The 20,761-nt window shown below is 62.0% G+C and carries 23 protein-coding genes; 17 read left to right on the top strand and 6 right to left on the bottom strand.

Annotated features, from left to right (window positions below; translation table 11 throughout):
- The first annotated feature begins 11 nt into the window (after window positions 1-11).
- The 9 genes from E3U26_RS12935 (at window position 12) to E3U26_RS12895 (ending at window position 6,858) form a co-directional block, all read left to right on the top strand.
- Window positions 12-446, top strand: a complete 435-nt coding sequence (locus E3U26_RS12935) for a hypothetical protein (RefSeq protein WP_243786330.1) — start codon at window positions 12-14, stop codon at window positions 444-446.
- A 3-nt stretch (window positions 447-449) separates the two neighbouring features.
- A complete protein-coding gene (locus E3U26_RS12930) occupies window positions 450-683 on the top strand; it encodes a zinc finger domain-containing protein (RefSeq protein ID WP_499105832.1) in 234 nt (77 codons plus the stop codon).
- 322 nt (window positions 684-1,005) lie between these two features.
- Window positions 1,006-1,302 (top strand): hypothetical protein, encoded by a 297-nt coding sequence (locus E3U26_RS12925; protein ID WP_243786328.1) that lies wholly within the window; start codon window positions 1,006-1,008, stop codon window positions 1,300-1,302.
- A gap of 21 nt (window positions 1,303-1,323) precedes the next feature.
- Window positions 1,324-1,569: a type II toxin-antitoxin system Phd/YefM family antitoxin gene (locus E3U26_RS12920; RefSeq protein WP_104491151.1), complete on the top strand. Its 246-nt coding sequence runs from the start codon at window positions 1,324-1,326 to the stop codon at window positions 1,567-1,569.
- A complete protein-coding gene (locus E3U26_RS12915; protein ID WP_499105831.1) occupies window positions 1,559-1,861 on the top strand; it encodes a type II toxin-antitoxin system RelE family toxin in 303 nt (100 codons plus the stop codon). Before E3U26_RS12920 ends, E3U26_RS12915 begins: the two co-directional genes overlap by 11 nt.
- Before the next feature lie 491 nt (window positions 1,862-2,352).
- Window positions 2,353-2,547, top strand: coding sequence for a hypothetical protein (locus E3U26_RS12910; protein WP_499105830.1), 195 nt, complete (start codon window positions 2,353-2,355; stop codon window positions 2,545-2,547).
- A 31-nt stretch (window positions 2,548-2,578) separates the two neighbouring features.
- Window positions 2,579-5,431 carry an Eco57I restriction-modification methylase domain-containing protein gene (locus tag E3U26_RS12905; RefSeq protein ID WP_499105829.1) on the top strand — a complete coding sequence of 951 codons (2,853 nt, stop codon included), beginning with the start codon at window positions 2,579-2,581 and terminating at the stop codon, window positions 5,429-5,431.
- Complete coding sequence (locus E3U26_RS12900) at window positions 5,432-6,148, top strand: hypothetical protein (protein WP_499105828.1); 717 nt, start codon at window positions 5,432-5,434, stop codon at window positions 6,146-6,148.
- 515 nt (window positions 6,149-6,663) lie between these two features.
- The gene (locus tag E3U26_RS12895) at window positions 6,664-6,858 is read left to right on the top strand and encodes a hypothetical protein (RefSeq protein WP_010400642.1); all 195 of its coding nucleotides are present in this window, start codon (window positions 6,664-6,666) and stop codon (window positions 6,856-6,858) included.
- Between the two features lies 1 nt (window position 6,859).
- Here the strand turns inward: E3U26_RS12895 and E3U26_RS12890 are convergent, their stop codons facing one another.
- From E3U26_RS12890 to E3U26_RS12880, 3 genes are read right to left on the bottom strand one after another with little or no spacing between them, the layout of a single operon-like run.
- Window positions 6,860-7,033, bottom strand: coding sequence for a hypothetical protein (locus E3U26_RS12890; protein ID WP_499105827.1), 174 nt, complete (start codon window positions 7,031-7,033; stop codon window positions 6,860-6,862).
- Between the two features lie 10 nt (window positions 7,034-7,043).
- Complete coding sequence (locus E3U26_RS12885; protein WP_499105826.1) at window positions 7,044-7,469, bottom strand: type II toxin-antitoxin system VapC family toxin; 426 nt, start codon at window positions 7,467-7,469, stop codon at window positions 7,044-7,046.
- A complete protein-coding gene (locus tag E3U26_RS12880; RefSeq protein ID WP_499105824.1) occupies window positions 7,469-7,714 on the bottom strand; it encodes a type II toxin-antitoxin system VapB family antitoxin in 246 nt (81 codons plus the stop codon). Before E3U26_RS12880 ends, E3U26_RS12885 begins: the two co-directional genes overlap by 1 nt.
- Window positions 7,715-7,779: 65 nt before the next feature.
- Between E3U26_RS12880 and E3U26_RS12875 the strand changes: the two genes are divergently transcribed.
- From E3U26_RS12875 to E3U26_RS12855, 5 genes are all read left to right on the top strand, one after another.
- On the top strand, window positions 7,780-7,929 hold the full coding sequence (locus tag E3U26_RS12875) for a hypothetical protein (RefSeq protein ID WP_499105823.1): 150 nt from the start codon (window positions 7,780-7,782) through the stop codon (window positions 7,927-7,929).
- Window positions 7,930-8,701: 772 nt separating this feature from the next.
- The gene (locus E3U26_RS12870; RefSeq protein ID WP_243786023.1) at window positions 8,702-8,956 is read left to right on the top strand and encodes a hypothetical protein; all 255 of its coding nucleotides are present in this window, start codon (window positions 8,702-8,704) and stop codon (window positions 8,954-8,956) included.
- A 13-nt stretch (window positions 8,957-8,969) separates the two neighbouring features.
- The gene (locus tag E3U26_RS12865) at window positions 8,970-9,611 is read left to right on the top strand and encodes a hypothetical protein (RefSeq protein WP_243786024.1); all 642 of its coding nucleotides are present in this window, start codon (window positions 8,970-8,972) and stop codon (window positions 9,609-9,611) included.
- A 50-nt stretch (window positions 9,612-9,661) separates the two neighbouring features.
- Window positions 9,662-11,095 carry a DUF4942 domain-containing protein gene (locus E3U26_RS12860; protein WP_499105872.1) on the top strand — a complete coding sequence of 478 codons (1,434 nt, stop codon included), beginning with the start codon at window positions 9,662-9,664 and terminating at the stop codon, window positions 11,093-11,095.
- Window positions 11,096-11,675: 580 nt separating this feature from the next.
- Window positions 11,676-12,566, top strand: a complete 891-nt coding sequence (locus E3U26_RS12855) for an ArdC family protein (RefSeq protein WP_499105871.1) — start codon at window positions 11,676-11,678, stop codon at window positions 12,564-12,566.
- Window positions 12,567-13,196: 630 nt separating this feature from the next.
- On the opposite strand, the gene E3U26_RS12850 is transcribed toward E3U26_RS12855, so the two are convergent.
- From E3U26_RS12850 to E3U26_RS12840, 3 genes are read right to left on the bottom strand one after another with little or no spacing between them, the layout of a single operon-like run.
- Window positions 13,197-13,604, bottom strand: coding sequence for a hypothetical protein (locus tag E3U26_RS12850; protein ID WP_499105870.1), 408 nt, complete (start codon window positions 13,602-13,604; stop codon window positions 13,197-13,199).
- A complete protein-coding gene (locus E3U26_RS12845) occupies window positions 13,601-14,311 on the bottom strand; it encodes a dihydrolipoyllysine-residue succinyltransferase component of 2-oxoglutarate dehydrogenase complex (protein ID WP_499105868.1) in 711 nt (236 codons plus the stop codon). Before E3U26_RS12845 ends, E3U26_RS12850 begins: the two co-directional genes overlap by 4 nt.
- Window positions 14,301-15,062, bottom strand: a complete 762-nt coding sequence (locus E3U26_RS12840; RefSeq protein ID WP_499105867.1) for a ParA family protein — start codon at window positions 15,060-15,062, stop codon at window positions 14,301-14,303. Before E3U26_RS12840 ends, E3U26_RS12845 begins: the two co-directional genes overlap by 11 nt.
- A 438-nt stretch (window positions 15,063-15,500) precedes the next feature.
- Here E3U26_RS12840 and E3U26_RS12835 point away from each other — a divergent pair, with 438 nt between their 5' ends.
- The 3 genes from E3U26_RS12835 to E3U26_RS12825 are packed head-to-tail and all read left to right on the top strand — an operon-like array spanning window position 15,501 to window position 20,743.
- A complete protein-coding gene (locus E3U26_RS12835; RefSeq protein ID WP_499105866.1) occupies window positions 15,501-16,118 on the top strand; it encodes a helix-turn-helix domain-containing protein in 618 nt (205 codons plus the stop codon).
- Window positions 16,105-18,735, top strand: coding sequence for a relaxase family protein (locus E3U26_RS12830; RefSeq protein ID WP_499105865.1), 2,631 nt, complete (start codon window positions 16,105-16,107; stop codon window positions 18,733-18,735). The genes E3U26_RS12835 and E3U26_RS12830 overlap by 14 nt, the downstream gene beginning before the upstream one ends.
- Window positions 18,665-20,743 (top strand): type IV secretory system conjugative DNA transfer family protein, encoded by a 2,079-nt coding sequence (locus E3U26_RS12825; protein ID WP_499105863.1) that lies wholly within the window; start codon window positions 18,665-18,667, stop codon window positions 20,741-20,743. Before E3U26_RS12830 ends, E3U26_RS12825 begins: the two co-directional genes overlap by 71 nt.
- The last annotated feature ends 18 nt before the right edge of the window (window positions 20,744-20,761 follow it).

Here is a 20,761-nt window from a genome sequence, read left to right as displayed (position 1 = left end):
GGGAGACAGACATGCGCTTTATCAGGTATCCCCGCCATTCCTTCACCGATACCAGCCGCAAGCGGGCGGCGCTGCGCCGCAAGCAGCGCCTGGAACGCGAGGCTATGCCCCTTTTCGCAGAACAGATCGCCGAGGAGCAGCCCGGCGAAGATGAGGTCATGCAGGCCCGCGCCACGAAATGGGCGGAATCGCAGGCCAGAACCCGGGCCTCGCGCGCGGCCCGCTGGCGCGCGGCCCGGCGCAGGCTTGCCGCCCTGACTGATAATGAGCGCGCGGTCCTGCTGGCCGCATGGAACCGCGCGCCCTACCCCGCCGACCCGACCTATCTGCTGGATTTCCTGCACAGCTACAGCGTCGGGCGCTTTGCCCTGGACAGCATCCCGTTCGACCAGGTGCCGCGCAACAAGCACGGGCACCGGCTGCAAGATCATCAGGAAAGGACGTGAGACATGCCCGATTTCACCATCCATCGACACCCGGTCCTTGCCGTCGCCTGTCCGGCCTGCGGCGCGGCCGCCGGCTCCTGGTGCCGCCGGCCGAGCGGTCATCGCGCCGCCGGTCTGCACCTCGACCGCGGCATCGAGGCCGACCGGGTTTTCATCGACCAGCACGGCCCCGAGGCCTCGATCATCCGCTTGGCGACCGGCTGGCAGGTCGATCCCAGAGGGCGAGCTAGAGACTGATCCTGCCTGCGCAACCATGGAGGCGCCTTGACTGGACCCTGCCCGGGTGGATCGCCCATGCGCGGAGGCTCGATCGCATCGAGCGCCGCAACACGCTCTGAAATATCCTTGTGGTGAGGATGACTGGCCGCCCCCTCGGGGCGGCTCTTTTCTTTGCCCTGTTCCTGGTGTTCGCCGGCGCCGTCGCCCTGGCAAGCCAGAACGCCGGCGACGGCGCGGCGCTAAGGACGCGCCGGCTTGCTGCATGGCCAGAAGCAGGGCATTGCCGTGTTGCATTTGGTTCTAAATATGGTATCAATTTTAGCATGAAAAGAGGCTTGATATGACGGATTCTAAGAAAGGTGCGCTAGCAAAGCTCGCGCTGTTTGCTCTGGGAGCATTCGCCATCCTTCGCCTGACGTATACTGACGGCTGGAGGTTTGACACGGTCCTGGGGTCCGCGGCGAATGCGGCGTTGATCGTGGGCGTCCTCGCCCAGATCGCACTGGAAATGCTGGTGCGCTTCGCTCCGGATAGCTGGCTTCCGGACGATTTGCTCGCCGAATTGCCGAGATGGCAAACAGGGGTGGTCTTGCTGTCCTTGATCGCTGCCTCGGTCAGCCTGCTCATCGCTCAATGAATGACCTTGTGGAGATCGAACATGCAACGTGTTGAAGCCCAGATTGCGGTCAGTGTCTCTGATCTGAAGAAAAGCCCGACCGCCATCATGGATCAGGCGCAAGGCGAGGCCGTCGCTGTGCTGAACCACAATCGCGTCATGGCTTATATGGTCCCGGCCGATGTTTACGAGGCGATGATGGAGCGGCTGGACGACCTGGCGCTTGTCGATGTCATTAAGGCCCGGGCGGATGAAACGCCGATCAGCGTGGGCCTCGATGACCTTTGAGCTTAAGTTCCTGCCATCCGCACTGAAGGAGTGGAAAAAGCTCGGTGCCACCAACCGGGAGCAGTTTCGGAAGAAGCTGGCCGAACGTCTGGAGCAGCCCCGTGTTCCTGCTGATGCACTGCATGGTCTGGAAGATCATTACAAGATCAAGCTCCGCAGCGCCGGCTACCGACTCGTCTATCGCGTGGAGGATGCAGAAATTACCGTCACAGTGGTCGCAGTTGGTCGTCGCGAACGAAGCGAGGTGTATAAAGCTGCAAGCGCACGGCGCGATTATCGACCCAAAAGCTGACGTCCATTCTGGACCTTGAAAAGCGGCAGATAGTTTCGGGAGGATTCACGCAGGATCATCAGACCAGGCGCAGCGTGGCCGCCCCTGCTGGTTCTCACTCGGTTCGGCACTCGGTTGCGTACAGCTTCGGCACCCGGTTGCATGACATTCGGCGCCAGTAGCTCCAGAAGTGCCGTTCTCAGAGCCAGCGAAGGCGAGAAGCGCGGAGACCTCAACTATCGCAGCGGTTCTCGCCTTCGCTGTTACTGCCAGTGACGGAGACAAAAAGGGCGGGAAGCGGTCGTTCGCTGCGGTCGCGAACCTTTAAATCCCGCACCTTCAGCTCGGCGTACGGAACGCCCGCTGGCAGCACCCACAACCTAGAAAAAGCGCGGCCCTTGAACCACCCCAAGCCAGATTTCTGTTATTCAGTTTATGCAGATTGCCAGAAGGACGGAAATCAGGTAACTTGGCCCCTAGCGGCCGGAGTGGGCTATCGGAGCGAGCGAGCTATGACACGTAAGGACGGGGCCTCTCAGCAAGATCGCCAGCAGCCCGCCACGAGCGAAAAGCTGGAGACCTTAAACTTCAAGGTGCCGACTAGCTTCAAGAAGACCTACAAGGGGTACGCTGTTGCTCAAGGCATGACGATGGTCGATCTGCTCCGCGAAGGTTTCGAGCTAAGCAGAGCCCGTCGGGGCCGATGATGGTGAATTTCTGCTTGGCCGGGAGGCGGCCATGACGGCCGCAGTGACGCGGGCGGCATGGTTGATCCAACTCGGGAACGACGGAGCTGCGCCGGACGGTCTTGTTCGGGTCGATGGCTACTCGGCTGTCGGCCGGCCGGCTGATGAAGTTTTGATGATGGAGCGCGCCGCCGCGTACGGCGCCCATGCCGTGTTCTTCGAAGCAGGTTCTTCGGGTAAGGCCGGTGTCGCCCAGGCCTTCATCTTCCTATCCGATGGCCCGGTCGACGATCCTGACTTCGGTCTGCTTCACCGCAGGCTCTGGAGCTGGGGCGGAGTTCCGCTATTATATCGGCGCACGGCAGGACTGGTGCAGCTGTTCCGGTGCGCGCATCGCCCGGATTTCGTTTCTCCTGGTGGAGACATCATCTGCAAGCCGGTTCGCACCCTTGAACTGGCGTCCGCAATAGCCAGCCACGACGCGTGGTGGGACGCCGAGCGACTTCGTAACGGCACGCTCTGGGACGACCCGAATGCTTGCAAGCTTCTGCTTTCCGCAGCGAAGTCCGCCCATCGCCATCTCGTAGATGCAGTCGCCGAGCTTCACAGGAAGCTTAGAGCCAGCGGATTACTGAACCACAGCCTTCAGCGGCGTCTCCTTGTTCTGTCCTTGCTCATCGCCTATCTGGAAGAGCGGGGAGCCTTGCCGCTAGGCTATTTCGGGCAGTTCCGGCCGAATGCCACCCGCTTCTTCCAAGTCTTGGCGAATGGCAGAGCGCTCGTAGATCTCCTCACGGCGTTGGAAGCGCGTTTCAACGGAAACGTCTTCACGCTGAGCGATGACGATAAGCAGGCGCTGATCTCCAGCACCGAGCTCGATGGCTTCAGTCGATTGATCGAGGCCCGGGAGGAAGTCGGAGGCCAGCTCAGCCTTTGGGCACTCTACTCCTTCCGGGACCTGCCAGTCGAGGTGATCAGTCACATCTACCAGCTATTCGTCACGGACACCGACAGCTCGGTTTACACGCCGCCAGCCTTGGTCCGCCTCCTGCTCGACGAAGCCATGAGCTGGCCGAGAATGGATCGCCTCATCGAACGCGGCGAGCTTGTGGTCGACCCGAGCTGCGGATCGGGGGTCTTCCTTGTCGAGGCGTACAAGCGTCTGGTGCTGCATTGGCGCAGCCGCAACGGTTGGGCGAAGCCTGGCGTCCCGGTGCTGAGGCAGCTTTTGGACCACGTCCGCGGTGTGGATGTCGAGCGGGGCGCTATCGAACTTGCGGCGTTCAGCCTTTGCCTGGCCCTTTGTGATGCACTTGAGCCTGAGGAGATTCGGGCAAGCGTTCGGTTGTTCCCAAAACTGGCCGACCGAACGCTGACGGAGTCCTGCTTCTTCGAGGCCAAGGAGCGGGGCCAGATTGCTGGACCAATCGGCGTGCTCGTCGGCAATCCTCCTTTCGAGTCCGCCTTGAAGACTGAGGGTGCTCAGCGCAGCTATGCGCGCTACGTCGAAGCGCACGGGACGCTTCCAGACAAGCAGGTCGCTTACCTGTTCCTACACGAAGGCATGGAGATCGTTGCCTCCGGCGGCGTGCTCTGCATGCTGCAGCAGTACAACTTGATCTACAATCCCGGGGCCGGGGCGGTCCGAAGCACCTTCTTCCGCCGCTGGGACGTGCGGGAGATCCTCGACTTCGTTTCCATCCGTGGGCTGTTCAAGAAGGGAGGGGCAGATACCAAGATCGTTGCGGTTTTGGCCGAGGCCGCCTCACCGCCAGCTGATCGCCGCGTCCTGCACGCCGTCTTCCGCCGAGGCGGACGAGCCGACGCCGAGCAGGGCTTCGATATCGACTATTACGACCTACACTGGCTGCCCCGGCACCTGCTGCTGGAAAGGTCAGGGCCGGAGATTTGGCGCGCGAATCTCCTTGGCGGGGCGCGCAGCTATCATTTCCTGCAGCGACTTCGCAAGCTCCCGACGCTCAAGCAGCATGCCGAAGCGAAGGGATGGCATGTGCGCGAGGGCTTTGTCGAAGGGGCTGCTGGCATCTCGCGGGCGGCAGACCATATTGTCGGTAAGCCGCTGCTACCTTCAGCGGCGCTGACCCTCAATGGGGTCGATCGCTCTCGCATCGGCCTGGCACCGAACAAGCCCATCGAAGGACCTCGAACAGCCGAACTCTTCACGCCGCCGATCCTGCTCGTTCGCGAGCACGAAGACCTGCCTCACGCCGTCTGGACTGATGGTTATCTGACGTTCAAAAACAAGATCGTAGGATTCTCCCAAGCCGAACGTCGGGATTTGAAAGTCGTAGCCGACTGGCTCACCGGACAATCGATTCCGCTCCGTGCTTACGTGGCGGGCATCAGCGGACGCCTCTTCACGCAAAAAGCTACAACGCTTGCAGCTTCTGACGTCCTTGCACTTCCATACTCCGCAGAGGGCAGTCTGGATCTGAGCGTGAATGAACAGATCGTCGCAGAGGACATCGTCAACTACTACCGGGATTTCGTCCGGCGAGGAAACGAGTCCGACCTTGCACGCTGTGATGCAGGAAAGAGTCTCCCTGCATTCGCTAGCCTATTCGCATCTCAGATCAACGGCATCTATGGGGAGAGACCGGTCAGGCCGCTGACGCCCCAGCGTTGGCCAGGCCTGATTTGTCAGCCCTTTGTATTCGGCGAAGGCGAGATCGATTGGAGCGGTGCGGAGGAGCTTAAGGGCAAGCTCGACGCTTTGCTTCACGAACAACGCAGCACGTCGCTCTCGATTACCCGCATCGCTCGCATTTACGACGGCCGCTTCGTCTTTCTGATCAAGCCGGATCGACTTCGATACTGGTTACGCTCAATGGCGTTGAGAGATAGCGACGACGTCCTTGCCGATCTTCGCACACAGGGCTTCTAGATGCTGGCGGATGAGAATGTCATTGGATCGTCTGTCGGTACACTGGAGGCCGGCCTGCATCGGCCGAGGACCTGGATCACAGCGCTCATCGACTTCATCGCTACCCAACTTCCTCTTTGGCGAGACCGCGCAGACCGCCGGGCGGTTACCTCCGAGACCGAGCTAACCTCTCAACTCTGCGGCCACCTGAACGGCGTTGCTCGAAAGAGCCCCGGCTGGGACGCGTTGCAGTTCCGAGTGGAAGAGCCCGATGAGCGTCAGAGCGGGCGGCGCATCGACCTCGCAGCGGCGCCAGCGGGGGAGATCATCTGGATTGAGGGCCAGCGCTACAGCGACTTCGACCCGCTTCTGCCCATCGAGTGCAAGCGCCTGCCTACCCCTTCGGGTCGTGATCGGGACAAACGGGAATATCTGCGGGTCGCGCGGGGTAGCACAGGCGGGATTCAGCGCTTCAAGGCGGGATTGCACGGCGCTGCGCATGAGCAGGGCGCGATGATCGCATACATACAAGCCGGCGACATAGGGACGTGGAGCGTTCGAGTAGACCGCTGGATTCGCGCCCTAGTCAGAGGCCGCGTGGCGGATTGGCGGACAAATGATCGCCTCCAGCTCAGCCGTCACGACCCGGATCTCAAGCTTGCCCTCCTGGTGTCAACGCATGATCGCGCGGCGGGTTTACAGCCGATAGTGCTGACCCATCTATGGGTTGAGGTTTGAGTCGCATCAGATGGATAGCTCCGAAAGCTCTGGTTGAAGCCTATCTGAAGGGCTTACGGTTCGCCGCGGCGTCGTCACTTGGCCGATTTGCGACCCATGCCGTCGAGCGACCTCGTGCACCGACGCCTGCGGAACATGCCTCGGGGCGGCTTTTTCTTCGCCCTGTTCCTGGTGTTCGCCGGCGCCGTCGCCCTGGCAAGCCAGAACGCCGGCGACGGCGCGGCGCTAAGGCCGCGCCGGGCCCGCTGCGCGGTAGAACCGTTGCGCCATCGGTCGCGTCCGGCTGTTAACCCGGCCTGCGTCAGGCGCCGGCCGGGGCCGGACCTATCCACCACCACACGGATCTTGTCATTCTACCACACTGGTCAAGGACGGCGGCCGCGCTCGCGCGGCCTTGCAAGCGGCCCGTGCCGGGCCGTCCCTGACTCAGCGTGTCCGCATGCCTGCGACCGTGCGGGGCGGCTAGAGCCTCGCAATCTTCGGTCTCATCGCTTACATTTCACAAGGAGCATCCAATGAGCGACGCCGACATGACCACCGCCGAACAGTCCCTTGCCGATGACAAGATGCGGGCCGAGATCGCCAAGCTGATCGCGGAAACCTCAAAAATCAATGCCGAGGCCCGCTGGTATCCGCTGGCCGTCGCGACCGGCCTCGTCGGCGCCATCGCCGGCTTGACAGCCTTCATCATCAAGCTTTTCGGTCTCTGACCTATGCGGCCCCTTCGGCGGCCGCTTTAACTTCAGCCGGGCGCAGCCTGGTCGCTCTCTTCCCCGCCAGCAATGCTGAATCGGCCGCGGCCGTGGCGGTGCGGAACGGCCGCGGATCATCGTGCAGATCGGCCCAGGCATGGCCCGTCCAGAACGTCGCAATGTAGAGCTTCATGGCTATGTCCTTACGCAAGATCGGTTTCGGAAAAATCGCCGCCCTTGTAGAGCAGCGGGACGTGGAAGGCTTTCGCGCAGGCATAGGACAGCGCATCGCCCAGGTTCAGCTTGGACGGGTGCCCGACCACCTTGCCGTAAACGGACAACGCCCGGATCGCTTCCTTCCCCATCCCCGTGGTGATGTGCATTTCAGTGGCTTCCACCGCCTCAAAAAACCCATCGACCAGCTCGCCGGCCTGGGCAAAGTCCTCGGCTGTCGCCGGGCCTTTGCCCCGCGCCTGCACGCGAGCCTTGACCAGACCAAGGGTGGCTTCCATCCTGACGACCGGCGAGAAGCGCAGCTTGCCGCGCGCGGCCTCCATCGCCTTCAGCAAGCCAGGGGCATCCGGTTCGTCCAGCAGCACCGCGACCACCGCGCTCGCGTCCATAAACATCAGCCCTCGCCCCACTGTTCGTCAAAGAACGGTTTAAGATCCTCGCCGGTGCTGACAAAGCCCGCCTCGGCCGCGCTGCGCTGGATTTTCGCCACACGATCCACCAGCCGTTCCCGGCCGGAAAGCGCCTCGATCTGAGCCGCAAGCGCCTTGCGCACCGCCTCGGACTTGTTTTTTTCGCCCGTCATGGCACAGTATTTGGCGACCAGAGCGTCAATCTCATCGCCCTTGATTAGCATTGCCATCGGTCTATCCTCCGTGGTATACCCAGTATATAGATGAAGGTATATACCGTTGCAAGGAGGATGATATGCGTTTGATCTTTCGCCTCGGGATCACCGGCGTGGCAGCTTACGCCTTCATGCCCATCCTGCGCGACATCGCAGCCGTCGATTTCATGGGCAGCATCATGGCGGGCCTCGGCGCAACCGTCGCGGCCATCGCCTATGTGCGAGCGTGAGGCAGAAATTGATGAAGGGGAAAAATATGGTGGAAGTTATTACGACCGAACTGGCTAATATCGGAGCAGTTATTGCTCGCGTATCGGTGCGCATGTGCTGAAAATCGAACACGCCAAGTAGCAGGGCGTCTGCCCGCAAGCGGGCACCGCGTTCTAGTCCGTCCTGGCGGCCGGACCCGAGCCGGACAGGGCGATGCGACCGGCTGCGGCCGGTGCCTGTCTGTCTCGTCCCGAGCCAGCCATTCCCCTGCCGGTCCTGGCCGCCCTGCCCTGCCCGTCTCGGCCCTGTCGGGTGACGCCCGCATGACGCGAGCAGGCGGCGAGCGAGACCCCAGGTATCGAGCGAACCGCCTGCGGTAAGCTGGGCTGAAGGTTTGTCGGAGATCCCGGCTGGCGCCGGCATCCTGTTGGTCGAGGAGCCGGCCGGGGGGATCGACGCGGGCCAGGCCCGCGCTCACCCCCCGGCCGACGCCATTTCCTTTTCCTTGTGTCCGCCCAGCACCCGCCTGTCGGCCGGTCAATGGGCAAGCGCCGCGCGTGCCGCGCGTCGTCGTCCAGCCGGGCCGTGTCCTCGCGCTGCGCGCTGCGGGCCGCACCACCCCGGCCTCCCGACCCTTGACAGTCCGCCAGTCGGCCGCGGGCAGGGCTGCGCCCTCCCCGCTTCGCTCCGGAAAAAGCACGGGGCTTTTTCCAGATCAAACCGGAGAGGCCACGCCCATCGCGGACAGGGGCTCCAAGACCCCGCCGCCATCGCAAGAGAAAGGACGCCGCTATGGCTGTTTACGAGATTTCCATGACGACCGAGGACGGGCCTGTCACCTACCGGCCGGACGATCTGGACGAATGGCTCGATGAGATGGGCCTTGAAATCCAAGGCTACAACGAAAACCCCCGCCAGCGCGAGGAACTGCAAGGCCAGCCCAAGATCGTCGGTCTCTATGGCCCGTTCTGGGGCGCCTACACCCACGAAGGCGAGCCGGTCATTCGCTACGAAGATCCGCAACGCTACCGCGATTTGAGCCAGTGAGGGAGGACAGAGCATGACCTTCCGCAATTATCCCGATCTGACCCGCGGCGAAGGCCGCTGGCTCAACCTCTGGGCCGCGTTCGACGTGACCGCCGAATATCTCGGCACCTTCACCCTCGACCAGCTTCACGACAAGGCGAGAAGAGAAGGCAAATGGATCAGCGCCGTCCAGTATCGCCGCGCCGGCCAGCGCATCGACGAAACCGCCCTTGCAACCCGCTTCAACGGGCTTTGCAAGGGAGACAGCCCTTTCGACTTCACCGGCTTCCGCATCTCGCCGGTCCGCAACGAGTCCGATGATCCCGAATGCACCTGTTTCGAGGTTTGCGAGCCGGGCGAACAGGCGTTCTGGTCCGTCTACGGCTTTCATGCTGAGGCGCGGGAATGGCTTCTGGTCCACGATTGCGAAGCGGGAGAGGAAGGCGAAATTCTGGCCCGTCTGGTCGAGCTGACCGGCCATCTGGTCGAATATCGGGACGCCGGCAAAGCCTATGCCAACACTCGGCTGGCCGATCTGCCCGAGATCATCGGCCAGCGCATCCTGGACGAAGTGCCCGATCAGGACGACCCGGCCGCCCGGGCGGACGATGCAGACACCCACCCCCTGACCGATCTGCGTGAGCGCCTTCTGGAAGCCATCCAGCGCCGTGCCTGATCGACATGGCCGCGCCCGTGAGGCGCGGCCCCCTGCCCCGAGGATTTCCCATGTTCCACGACACCCCGACGAAGCCGGGCGCTTTGGTCGCGCCCTTGAACCTTGCGGCCATCTGCACCGCCCGCGACGCAGCCCTTGCCCGGATCGAGGAAGGCGCGGCCGCGCTGCGCGCCGCCTTCGATCTGACGCAGGACGCCTCCCAAACCGCCAAGGGTGCGCATGGCGGCTGGCACTCGCCCCGCACCGGCCGGGACGAAGAGTCGGCTCGGAACCGGCTTTTCCCCGGCCGGTTCGATCCTGCCGAAAGCATCGAGGCGTTCCGCCGCGACCTCGATGCCGCGATCTGGACCCGCCTTCTAGAAGAAACCGGCCTACGCAAGATCATGGATGCCAAGGAGCGCGACGATCTGGACAGGGCCATGCAGGGCGAAGTGCCGCCGGCGACGATGGACAACATCACCGCCACCATCGAGCGGCTGATGGGCGATGCCGGCATGATCTGGCGACGCGGTGTCGCCCGGACTTTCACCCGATTGGACCGGCGTTTCCGCAGCCATGACGGCTTCAAGATCGGAGCGCGCATCATCCTGACGCGGGTGTTCGATCAATGGGGCAGCTTTTCCTACGGCGAAATCCGCCAGGTCCTCTATGACATCGAGCGCGCCTTCGCGATCCTGGACGGCCACCCCGACCGCGCCGGCGAGCTGGAGCGTGCGATCAGCATCGCCCGCCGCAACGCCTTCAACCCGCGCCAAGACGAGATCGAGACCACCTATTTCAAGGTGCGCTGCTTCAAGAACGGCAATGCCCATCTCTGGATGGTCAATGACGAGTTGGTGCGGAAGGTCAACAAGACGCTGGCCGAATACTATGGCGAGGTTCTGGCCGATGCCGCCCCGAAACAGGACCGGCCCGAGGACTACCGGCCTACGTCAACCGCCGTCGCCCGCGACCTGGCCTTCTATCCGACCCCGGCCGAGGCCGTCGCCGTCTTGCTGGACGGACTCTCTCTGCGGGAAGGCCAGCGGGTGCTTGAGCCCGAGGCCGGGATCGGCAACATCGTGCGCGAGCTGCTGAAGCGCCCCGTCAACGTCGATGCCGTTGAAATCCATCCCGGCCGCGCCGATGTGCTGCGCGGCATCGCCTCGGACCGGCTCAAGGTCAGCTGCGCCAATTTCCTTCAGATGAAGCCGCAGCCCGTCTATGACGCCGTAGTGATGAACCCGCCTTTCGCCGGCACACACTGGATGAACCACGTCCGCCATGCCATCGACTTCCTGAGGCCGGGCGGCGAGCTGCGCGCCATCCTGCCCGCTTCGGCCGAGGTCAACGAAACGCCGGCGCACCTGAAATTCCGGGCATGGGCCGAAACCTTCAGCCCAGGATGGCGCGGCATGTGGCGGGATCTTCCGGCCGAGGCTTTTGCCGAGGTGGGCGTGCGGATCAACACGGTTGTCTTGACGCTACGCAAGCCCAACCGATAGCGTGAGCTACCTAAACGCTTCTTCCTCTTTTGCGATGAGGAACACTTGCCCCCGCTTCGGCGGGGGCCTTTCTTTTCCCTGCCCTGCAACCGCGGCGACCTGGCCGGATGCAGAGCGGCGCGAGCAGGCGGCGAGCGAGACCTCAGGTATCGAGCGACCCGCCTGCGGTAAGCTGGGCTGAAGGTTCGTCGGAGATCCCGGCTGGCGCCGGCATCCTGTTGGTCGAGGAGCCGGCCGGGGGGATCGACGCGGGCCAGGCCCGCGCTCACCCCCCGGCCGACGCCATTTCCTTTTCCTTGTGTCCGCCCAGCACCCGCCTGCCGGCCGGTCAATGGGCAAGCGCCGCGCGTGACGCGCGTCGTCGTCCAGCCGGGCCGTGTCCTCGCGCTGCGCGCTGCGGGCCGCACCACCCCGGCCTCCCGACCCTTGACAGTCCGCCAGTCGGCCGCGGGCAGGGCTGCGCCCTCCCCGCTTCGCTCCGGAAAAAGCACGGGGCTTTTTCCAGATCAAACCGGAGAGGCCACGCCCATCGCGGACAGGGGCACCAAGACCCCGCCGCCATCGCAAAAAGGAATGGACCATGGCCGAGAAATTCGACCTCTATCAGCATGTCACCGACCAGATCATTGCCAGCATCGAGGCGGGCACCCCGGCATGGCGGAAGCCCTGGACCGGCGACGCCGCCGCCATGCAGATGCCGCGCCGCGCAAATGGCGAAACCTATCGCGGCATCAATGTCCTGATGCTGTGGCTCGCTGCGATGGAAAAAGGCTATCGGGCAGCGCACTGGTTCACCTATCGCCAAGCGCAGGAGCATGGCGGGCAGGTTCGCAAAGGCGAAAAAGGCTCAACGGTCGTCAAATACGGCACTTTCGACCGCGAAGATGCCGAGACGGGCGAGGAAAGGAAAATTCCCTACCTGAAAGGCTATACGGTTTTCAACGCCGAGCAGATCGACGGCCTGCCCGAGAGCTTCCAAGCCGCCCCGCCCGAGCCCGCCCGTGACCTTGGCACCGAGGCCGATCCCCGGCTGGATGCCTTCTTTGCCGCCACTGGCGCAGAAATTCGCACCAGCGAAGAGCCGCACGCCTATTATCACCCGGCGCATGACTTCATCCATATGCCGCCGATTGCCACCTTCCACGACGCAGGCCGCTACTATGCCACCCTCGCCCACGAGGCTTGCCACTGGACCGGCCACAAGTCCCGGCTGGATCGGTTTTCCCGGTTCACCGACCGCAAAGCCTATGCGTTCGAGGAGCTGATTGCCGAGATCGGGAACTGCATGACCTGCGCCAGCCTCGGCCTGACCCCTGATTTCGGGCAGTCGGGCGCCTATGTCGAAGGCTGGTTGCGGGCGCTGGCAGATGACAAGCGGCTGATCTTCAAGGCCGCGTCCGAAGCGCAGAAAGCGGCCGAGCTGCTGTTGAAGGCCGCAGGCGCCACCAGCGAGGAAAGGGCGGCCGCATGAGCGGCCCCCAACAAGACAGAAGGTCCGATAGCATAATTGACCCTGTTGATGAGCTGCGTTCCATCTGGACCGAAAAGGGCGTTCCCGCAGATCGACAAGCCGAGATCCTGGTCGAGATCGAAAGGCTGGCGCAACCCGGGGCGAAGATTGGCCCCTTCACCATGCCAAATAAATAGCTCGTATGTTGTTGAAGGCCCCTGCCCTTTCGGCCCCTCAAATGGTCTGGCCCGGCGGATCGACCGCCGGGCCAGACCATTGCGATATGAATAATTGTTTCATTGAAACAAAGCATTATTTTGGAAGGCCGCAGATGGTCGGCAATCTGAGGACTGCCGAAGACTTTTCCGGGCCTGCGGCCGGCCGGCCACCGCCGGTTGAATTGAGGCGCGGCAAGCCGCGCCGCGTGATGATTTGCGTTCGCCACGCAGGCCCTGGACGGGACCAAGGCAGGATCGTCGAAGCCGGGCACGAGCACTGAATTGTCCACAGCACTTCCTCACGTTCCTTCGCTCCATGATGGCACGTCCCGTTCGGTCGGCTGCAAGCCCAAGCCGCTTTCGCGCCTCGGGTGGACAATTCTGCCTTGCCCTTCTGCATGGTCTGCCACCCGCCCGGACGGCAGATCGCAGATCATTCAGTGGAAGAACCGCATTCCACCGGGAAGGGTTGATCGGTGTTCAGGGCATAGTTCATGCCGTTGATCGACAGGCCAATCTCCGAACCGCTGCGCAGCACCGCGATCACTTCGTTCCATGGATCGCCATCGGTGCTGACCAGCGTTCCGTTCTGGATCTGCCCTTCAAAGCTGCGTTCCGACGACTTTAGCTGATAGTCGCCGCTGTAGTTTTCCCCCTGCACCGTCATCATCAGGTGATTTTCCGGGGGAATCATCGCCCCATCAGGATCGCAGACCACAGACAGCGCAACACCCTCGCCGGATGCTTCATAGACGTGAAGGCCCCGAAAATCCTTGGTTTCCGTCCATGCGAGAGCAGGACCGGACGCAAGGCAAAGGGCGGCGATCAGACAATGTTTCATTTCAAAAGCCTTTCAATCGTTTCGTCTAGGGACGCGAACCAGTCAGGTTCGACCTGACCGAGAAGCAACGCGGAGCGCGGTGCCTTGTCTCCATCACGGACCTGCGCCGCGATCTGCGATAGCACGTCTGGCGACACGCCCGGCGAGAACCGCCAAGCCCATTCATTGCCCGCGCTGACTTCCTGCACCTGTGGCACATACCGAGGCTCGAAGCGGACCTTGGGCATGTTCTTGAAGGCGCTGCGAAGAACCGCCTCGCGGGGAAAACCCCTCGCTTCGAGTTCTTGAAGCGGCGGCACATGCCTTGCAAGAGCGCGAAGCCTTAGGGTGATCTGGACCGGATTTCTTCCGGCCTGTGAGCGCGGCGGCAGCATCAGCTCGGCTAGCCCGGAGTCCACCGACTTTTCACGCTTTTTGCGCTCCGTTTCCGGCGGCGCGCTCAAGGTCGAGCTTGCCGTGGGCGGGGCCTTTTCCCGTTTTGCATCGACATTTTGTTGCGGAACCGGCGCGGCTTGTGGGTCTGGCGGCAGGTTTGCAACAGGCTGCTCTGTGGTCTGCTGGCTAGGCTCGGACGCTTTTGCAGCAGGTTGCTTGAAGCCTTTAATCGCCTCTGGGTTAATGGCGCCAAGTTTGGGACGGCCCGTCTGGACCGATTTTCCGAACCCGGTCTGGTCTGGCCGAGTGATCTTCATGCGTTCACGCGCCATCCACCGCCTCCATCTTTTCCCCCGTCAGGATGCAGTTCATCAGGTCCGTTGCGTGCGCCAGGGCGCTTTCATAGTGCAACGCCTGCCCTTTGTCCTTCCACTCGCCGTTGCGCGCCTGGTCCAAAAGCGTGCCCAGCAGCCCCCGTTCGTCCATGTCCCGATACTGGCTGCGTTCCGGCACGATGCTTTTCAGAGGCTGAAACTCCTGCACCATGGCTTTGTAGCGCGCCATGTCGTTGCCCGTCATACCTTTCGGTGTCCCCCGTCCGTCATAGGACAAGAGACTCGTGGGCATCCTCGTTAGCACCACATGCAATGGGGGAACACTGGCAGGGTCATCCACGCGGGTTTTCAGGTCGGAATACCATTGCAACGTTTCGCGGGTCCGTTCGGCATCCGACCGCGAGTTAAGGCATGGAACAATCAGCCGATCCGATACGCTTGCAAGGTGATCTGCCCAATCCGCCCCCTCCCCTTTCGTGTCGATCAGGATGAACTCGACCTTATCATCATGCTCATCAACCAACTCGAACAGGTCTTCCGAGTTTAGGGTGGCTCGAACCGTCAGCCGGTCATCATGGTTGCCCTGCTCTGTGGCCGAGGTCCACCAGGTCAAAATGTCCTCATTCGGATCGAGGTCGATGACGAGGCACTTGTGCCCCGAGAAGACTACGGCCGACGCCAGCAGCTTCGTGAGGGTCGATTTTCCCGCCCCGCCCTTTTTCGTCATCATCCCGAGAACGATTGCCATTTCCTGCCCCTAATTCAGTCGTAAGCGCAGGCACCCTAGCACTAGGCAGGGCGTTAGTAAAGTCGTGCTCGCGCACATGCAGTAAACCAAAGATACTCACATACAGCCACGCATACATAAGAAAATTATGTGCAACGTGATGGAATACATTGATAAGTAAGTGAATGCAGCAATGCATGAGATAATTCAGCATCGAGTGCAGCATTAAGGTAATTATGCAGTGCATATCGCGCCCTGGACGGCTCGTGTGGGCTGACCGGGCAGAAAAATGAATCGCCATGCGGGACGATACGTCCTGGACCGCCACAGCGCCCGCAGGTCGCTTCTGCGGGGGGTATGCGCAAGGTGGGCATACCGGGCATGAAACGGAATCGCAGCACCATTCCAGCCAGCCTTCCTTGACAGTCAGCCAGTCTGGCCTGATACTGCGATGTAACGATGGCAAGAAATGCAATCGTAATTTTTTACACTTTGGTCATGCCCGGTAGATCAAACAAATTGACCCCCGCGGACGAGAAAAAGATCGTCGCAGCCGTCCGTTCAGGCGTCCCCGTGGCCGTCCTGGCGAAGCGTTTTGGCGTGACACGGCCAACAATCTATCGGGCCATCAGGCGCTTTCACGACAAGGCATCGGCCGTTCAGGTCGGCACAGCGCCAGTGTCTTTCACGGTTGATCGGGCTGAACTACGCGCGTTCGACGCTTTCGTTGGTCGCCTCGGCATCAAGAGCCGCGCTGATGCTCTGCGCCGGGTGTGCCGTGTCCCTTCGGCTTTTTTGGAGCCTGATCCCTATCTGGCTGATGCAATCAACGATCTGCGCAACGAGCTTTCGGCGCTGGGGCGCAACGTGAACCAGCTTGTCGCAGCGAAGAACTACGAGTTGCGGCGCGGTCAGAAGCTGAAAATCAGCAAGGAGCAACAACAGCTACTTGCCGATCTGCTTGAGCATATCGACGGCGTGGGGGTGACGGTGCGGGAGCTTGAAGGCCGGCGGGCCTCGGAGACGGTCAGGCGGCTTATTGCGGGGCTGACGGGGGCTGACGATGCAGCGTCGTGATGCAGTTGCGGCCGTAACAGGCCGGTTGTTCGAGGATGATTGGGGCAGGGTAGGGCGCACTCGCAACCTTGGCGCGGCTCGTCACATGGCCCGTGCCGCGCAAGGGGCGTCGCCGGCGTTTTTCAAACTGATCCGAACGGGGGGCTGTTCGTCTCGCGAGCAACTGGCTTCGCAGTTCAGCTATCTGTTCAGCAAGAGCGTCGATATTCACGATTCCAAGGGCTTGCTGGATCACACCAAGACCTTGACACCCGAGCAGATCGACCGCGCGGTTGCGCGGTGGGCGGATGACTGGAAAGGCAAGTTGAATGCCGCGCGCACGACCCACATGGTCATGTCGTTTCCGCGTGGGGCGAACCCCCGCCATGTCAGCCTGATTGCTGGCGAGATTTGCCGTGAAAAGCTGGGCGGGCGCTTCGATTACATGATTGCCGTTCACACGGACAGCCCGAACAAGAACCCTCATGCCCATATCATCGTCAACCGGCGCGGCGGGCAGGGTGATTATTTTGCCCTGCGGCGCGGGACCGAATACAGCTATGAAACCTTCAAGGAGGCCATGGTTGACCATGCCAAGCGGTATGGCATCCAGCTCGAAGCCACCACCCGGCTTCAACGTGGCCATGTGAACTATCCGCCAACTGACGGCCAGTGGCGGCGGGCGAAGGAGAAGGCGGCAGATACCGGCCAAGCCTTCGAGGCCCCAGCCGGTAAGCCGCGTGTCGGTGCAGCCCTGGCCCGTGCCAAGGACGAGATTCGCGATTGGTCCCTGCGCTATCGCGACCTGTCGAGCTTCGCCTCGGCCAGCAATATGCAGGATCTTGCGACCGCATTTGAAAAAGCAGCCCAGGTCCTCGCCAAAGGCGGGGTCATTTTGGCGAAAGGAGAAGCATACATGACTGTTGAGGAAGATTTTGACCGCGCCGCCGCCGACCTGAAAAACGCCGTGGATCGCGCCGAACGCAGCATTTCCGAGGCTGCACCGAACCAACGCCCTGTCATGGAGCGCCAACTTGCAGAGGCGCTTGCATCTGTCGAGCATTTGCAACCCCTTGGGGCACGCTCGCGTGACCTAAGCGACGTTGCCAGCAATGATGGTATCTATTCGGCCCAGAACGTCGAGGCGATCAATTCCCGCCTGGCTGTGGAAGGGCGCGACAAGCTGTCGGCTGCCTTGGACGGCACGGGCATTGATCCTGTCGAGGTTGAGGCGCGGATGCGCGTGGGGGCCAACTCGGCCGCACTGGAAACCCGATGGACGCAGCAGGACGTGCAGAATGTGGCCGAGATGCGCGGCCTCGATCTGCGCGACGAGGCGCAGATGCAGCAGGCGCTTGAGGTTGTCGAGGCGGCGCATAACCGTATCGCAAAAGACTATGGCATCGACGATGCGATCGAACGCCGTGCCGCCTCGGCCGAGGCAGGGACCGATGCCATTGCAGATTACGAGGCGCGGTTCCCTGATGGTGATACCAGATTGGCAGACGAGATTTCCGCCGATGCGCGCCGAGCCCAGGAGCAGGAGGACGCGGAACTCGATGCTGCCACCGATGCGATGATCCAGATGCAGCGCGAGGAACAAGAGTTGCTGGCGAACAGCGGTGAGGTTCAGATTCCTGTCATCACTGGCGACGGTGAACGGCTTGAAATGACCGAAGCACAGATCAGGACCGCAGCTGAACACGATGCAGAGCTGCGGCTGGAAAGCCCCGTAGATGAAAATGATCTGGTGCCAAGCGAGGAGAACATTGCCGCATTGCGTGAGTATCACGAGCAGCAGCGTCGTGAGAACGCCATCGACTATGATGCTCATGGCGACCCGGATTATCTCGGCGAACAGGCAGAAGCTCAATTCAACCGGCAGGACACGGCCGACCAGATAGCAAGATCGAGGGAAGCGGACACAAGGCAGGTGCTCGATCAGGTCTTTGGTGACGAAACAGCCAATCGAAATCGATCTGACGATACCTCTAAGGCGGTTGCTGTGCTTGAGGCCCTGCGGTCGTCATATGCTGCCGGGCAAGGTGCCCGATTTGCCACCGCAGCAGATGCTAATGCAGCTATGGCCGAGGTTGACGGAGCTTATGGGCGCGGTGCGTGGGACAGATTGCGGAAGGGCGATACGACAGACCTTATTGAGGACTTCAACAAATCCCAGGGGCAGCGTTTCCAAGTGGTGTCTGCCGTGCAGATCGCCTCTGCAAACGCCTCACGAGAACTAGGTCACAACATGGACACTCGTGAGCAAATCGCGCGGTCACGCGAGGCTGATGCTCGTGAACATGCCCCGACTATCTCTATCGGTTCGACCGAGGCCGCACGTCACGAGCTGCGCCAATACGCCAATCCTGTCGGCGCCGACGACGAACGCCGGCTCCGCGAGGCTGTCGAACGTGCCCTCACGCGGGACGAGATCGAGCGCCTGAAGCGGGGCGACGTGGATGGTCTGAAAGGGATTGGCAGCCGCGAGGAACAGCTTGCGATGGCCCGCGATTACCTGCGGTCCACGAATGATCCGACCGCACAGCAGGGTCTTGATCGCGTGAATGAACAGCTTGCAGCCGAGCGCGAACAACAGCGCCGCGAACGCGGTCATGAAGGAGGCGGCCATGAATAAGCTAAGGCTGCTTGGCGGCGTCCTGCTTTTCATGCTGATCGGCGTGGGCTTCGCCTACATCGTCGGCACAGGCTTCTTGTCCTTCTGGAGGGGCCACAACGGTCAGACGCTGGATTGGCTGGCGATCCTGCGTGAATACCCCAAGTTGAAGAACAATGATCCGCGGGCCTTCCAGATCCTCAATCTAATCCTGGGCGCGTGCATCATCTTGTCGCTTCTGTTCGCAGCCAAGGTGTTGACGGAAAGCCTGACGACCTTCGGCCGCACTCATTGGCAGAAGCCACGCGAGCTGAAGGCCAACAAGTTTTTCGACGTGCCGGGCAGGGGCTTCGTCGTTGCGAAGGCCGGCCCATCCAAAAGCCGTGCGCAGTTTCTCAGCTCGTCCACCTGGCCGCATTGCCTGATGGTTGCCCCGACAGGTGCGGGTAAGGGCATCAGCTTCGTCATTCCGAACCTGCTGCTGTTCAAGGGTTCGGCCGTGGTCCTGGACGTGAAGGGCGAAAACTTCGAGCTGACCAGCCGGCATCGCCAGTCGCAGGGCGATAAAATCTGGCGCTTTGCTCCGCTCGATTGGGAAAACCCCGGCCACCGCTACAACCCTCTGGATCGGATCTATTCGCTGAAGAACCCCGATCAGCGTCAGATGGAGATACGGTTGCTGGCCGAGCTGTTCCTACAGACCGAGGATGACGGGGCGAAGGGCCTGCTTGACGGCGGCATTGATCTGTTCGTCGCCTGCGGCATCTTCGCGATGGAGCGCGGAACGCCGACTTTGGGTGAAATCTATCGGCTGGCCTCGGCCGGGGGTGACAAGCAGAAGCAATACATGAGCTATGCGGACAAGGTGCAAAGTCCCGCCGCGCGGCTCTTATTCGAGCGCCTGGCATCGACCAACGACCGCACCCTCACGTCCTACCTCTCGCTGCTGATGACCTCGGGTCTGACTCTGTGGTCCAACCCCGCTATCGACCGGGCTACCGAAACAAGCGACTTCAACTTCCGGGACTTCCGCCGGCGGCCGCAGACCGCATATTTCATCGCCCCGCCCCATGACAAAATCCGCGCCATCGCGCCGCTTGTGCGGCTGTTCTTTTCCGATCTGCTGTCCAGCCTGCATGACCACCTGCCCGGACCAGACGAACCGTGGCGCGTCATGATCATGCTTGACGAGTTCGACATGCTGGGGCGGATGCCGAGCGTTACCGACAGCATCAAGACCCTGCGGGCCTATGGCGGCCACCTGGCCGTGGTGACGCAGACGATCCCGGCGCTGGACAAGATCTATGGCGAAGATACCCGGCTTTCGCTCCAAGGGGGCGCGGGTATCAAGGTTTATCTCGCACCAAGCGAACAGCGGACCAGGTCCGAGCTTTCGGCGGCAGTCGGCAAAACCACGCACCGCGTGGTCTCGAAATCCAAGACAGTCGGCAAGGGGCCCTTTAACGGGATCAACATTTCCGAACGAAACGAGGAACGCGACTTGCTGACGGAGGACGAGGCCGGGCGGCTCAAGCCTGACGAGGTGGTCATTCTCGCGAACGGCCAGCATCCCATCAAGGCATGGCGCATCAAGTATTTCGAGGACCGTGTTCTGAAGCCGATCTTCGAGAGCCAGACCGGCCCGCTGCCCGCCCCCGATCCGAAAGACCACCAGTTGCGCGATGTTCGTGGCGATCTGGACCGCGCCAATCACCGCATCGAGCAGCTCGCGGCCAAGATCGAGGCCAACGCGCAGAAAAGGAGCCGGGTGCGCGCGGTATTGCCTGCGTCCACGCTGCTGGCGATGGTGAAGAACAGCCCGGATCAACCTGCGCCAACGCAGGCGGCACCAGCTCCGGCACCGTCAGCCCCCATGCGGAGGCGGCGGGTGACGATGGCCGTTCAGGCTGACAAGCTTCTGCGGACGAGCGACGATGCTGTTGAGGCACTGCGGTCTGCTGCTCGGAGGGTGAACGGCATCGTGCCGCCTCCGGACGACGATGCGGAGCCGATGGCAGCGACAGCATGAAGAAGCGGCCTACGGGCC

This window comes from Paracoccus ferrooxidans, from assembly GCF_029909815.1.
Classification (GTDB): Bacteria; Pseudomonadota; Alphaproteobacteria; order Rhodobacterales; family Rhodobacteraceae; genus Paracoccus; species Paracoccus versutus.
This window is presented reverse-complemented; position numbering and strand designations above follow the sequence as displayed.

What these genes read in the sequence shown, in the direction of transcription:
- E3U26_RS12840 (WP_499105867.1), bottom strand. Translation starts at nt 15,062, where the DNA reads ATGGCAATCGTTCTCGGGATGATGACGAAAAAGGGCGGGGCGGGAAAA.
- E3U26_RS12885 (WP_499105826.1), bottom strand. Translation starts at nt 7,469, where the DNA reads ATGTTTATGGACGCGAGCGCGGTGGTCGCGGTGCTGCTGGACGAACCG.
- E3U26_RS12835 (WP_499105866.1), top strand. Translation starts at nt 15,501, where the DNA reads ATGGCAAGAAATGCAATCGTAATTTTTTACACTTTGGTCATGCCCGGT.
- E3U26_RS12875 (WP_499105823.1), top strand. Translation starts at nt 7,780, where the DNA reads ATGCGTTTGATCTTTCGCCTCGGGATCACCGGCGTGGCAGCTTACGCC.
- E3U26_RS12915 (WP_499105831.1), top strand. Translation starts at nt 1,559, where the DNA reads ATGACCTTTGAGCTTAAGTTCCTGCCATCCGCACTGAAGGAGTGGAAA.
- E3U26_RS12825 (WP_499105863.1), top strand. Translation starts at nt 18,665, where the DNA reads ATGAACAGCTTGCAGCCGAGCGCGAACAACAGCGCCGCGAACGCGGTC.
- E3U26_RS12860 (WP_499105872.1), top strand. Translation starts at nt 9,662, where the DNA reads ATGTTCCACGACACCCCGACGAAGCCGGGCGCTTTGGTCGCGCCCTTG.
- E3U26_RS12845 (WP_499105868.1), bottom strand. Translation starts at nt 14,311, where the DNA reads ATGGCGCGTGAACGCATGAAGATCACTCGGCCAGACCAGACCGGGTTC.
- E3U26_RS12900 (WP_499105828.1), top strand. Translation starts at nt 5,432, where the DNA reads ATGCTGGCGGATGAGAATGTCATTGGATCGTCTGTCGGTACACTGGAG.
- E3U26_RS12870 (WP_243786023.1), top strand. Translation starts at nt 8,702, where the DNA reads ATGGCTGTTTACGAGATTTCCATGACGACCGAGGACGGGCCTGTCACC.
- E3U26_RS12895 (WP_010400642.1), top strand. Translation starts at nt 6,664, where the DNA reads ATGAGCGACGCCGACATGACCACCGCCGAACAGTCCCTTGCCGATGAC.
- E3U26_RS12905 (WP_499105829.1), top strand. Translation starts at nt 2,579, where the DNA reads ATGACGGCCGCAGTGACGCGGGCGGCATGGTTGATCCAACTCGGGAAC.
- E3U26_RS12930 (WP_499105832.1), top strand. Translation starts at nt 450, where the DNA reads ATGCCCGATTTCACCATCCATCGACACCCGGTCCTTGCCGTCGCCTGT.
- E3U26_RS12925 (WP_243786328.1), top strand. Translation starts at nt 1,006, where the DNA reads ATGACGGATTCTAAGAAAGGTGCGCTAGCAAAGCTCGCGCTGTTTGCT.
- E3U26_RS12890 (WP_499105827.1), bottom strand. Translation starts at nt 7,033, where the DNA reads ATGAAGCTCTACATTGCGACGTTCTGGACGGGCCATGCCTGGGCCGAT.
- E3U26_RS12855 (WP_499105871.1), top strand. Translation starts at nt 11,676, where the DNA reads ATGGCCGAGAAATTCGACCTCTATCAGCATGTCACCGACCAGATCATT.
- E3U26_RS12880 (WP_499105824.1), bottom strand. Translation starts at nt 7,714, where the DNA reads ATGGCAATGCTAATCAAGGGCGATGAGATTGACGCTCTGGTCGCCAAA.
- E3U26_RS12910 (WP_499105830.1), top strand. Translation starts at nt 2,353, where the DNA reads ATGACACGTAAGGACGGGGCCTCTCAGCAAGATCGCCAGCAGCCCGCC.
- E3U26_RS12850 (WP_499105870.1), bottom strand. Translation starts at nt 13,604, where the DNA reads ATGAAACATTGTCTGATCGCCGCCCTTTGCCTTGCGTCCGGTCCTGCT.
- E3U26_RS12920 (WP_104491151.1), top strand. Translation starts at nt 1,324, where the DNA reads ATGCAACGTGTTGAAGCCCAGATTGCGGTCAGTGTCTCTGATCTGAAG.
- E3U26_RS12830 (WP_499105865.1), top strand. Translation starts at nt 16,105, where the DNA reads ATGCAGCGTCGTGATGCAGTTGCGGCCGTAACAGGCCGGTTGTTCGAG.
- E3U26_RS12935 (WP_243786330.1), top strand. Translation starts at nt 12, where the DNA reads ATGCGCTTTATCAGGTATCCCCGCCATTCCTTCACCGATACCAGCCGC.
- E3U26_RS12865 (WP_243786024.1), top strand. Translation starts at nt 8,970, where the DNA reads ATGACCTTCCGCAATTATCCCGATCTGACCCGCGGCGAAGGCCGCTGG.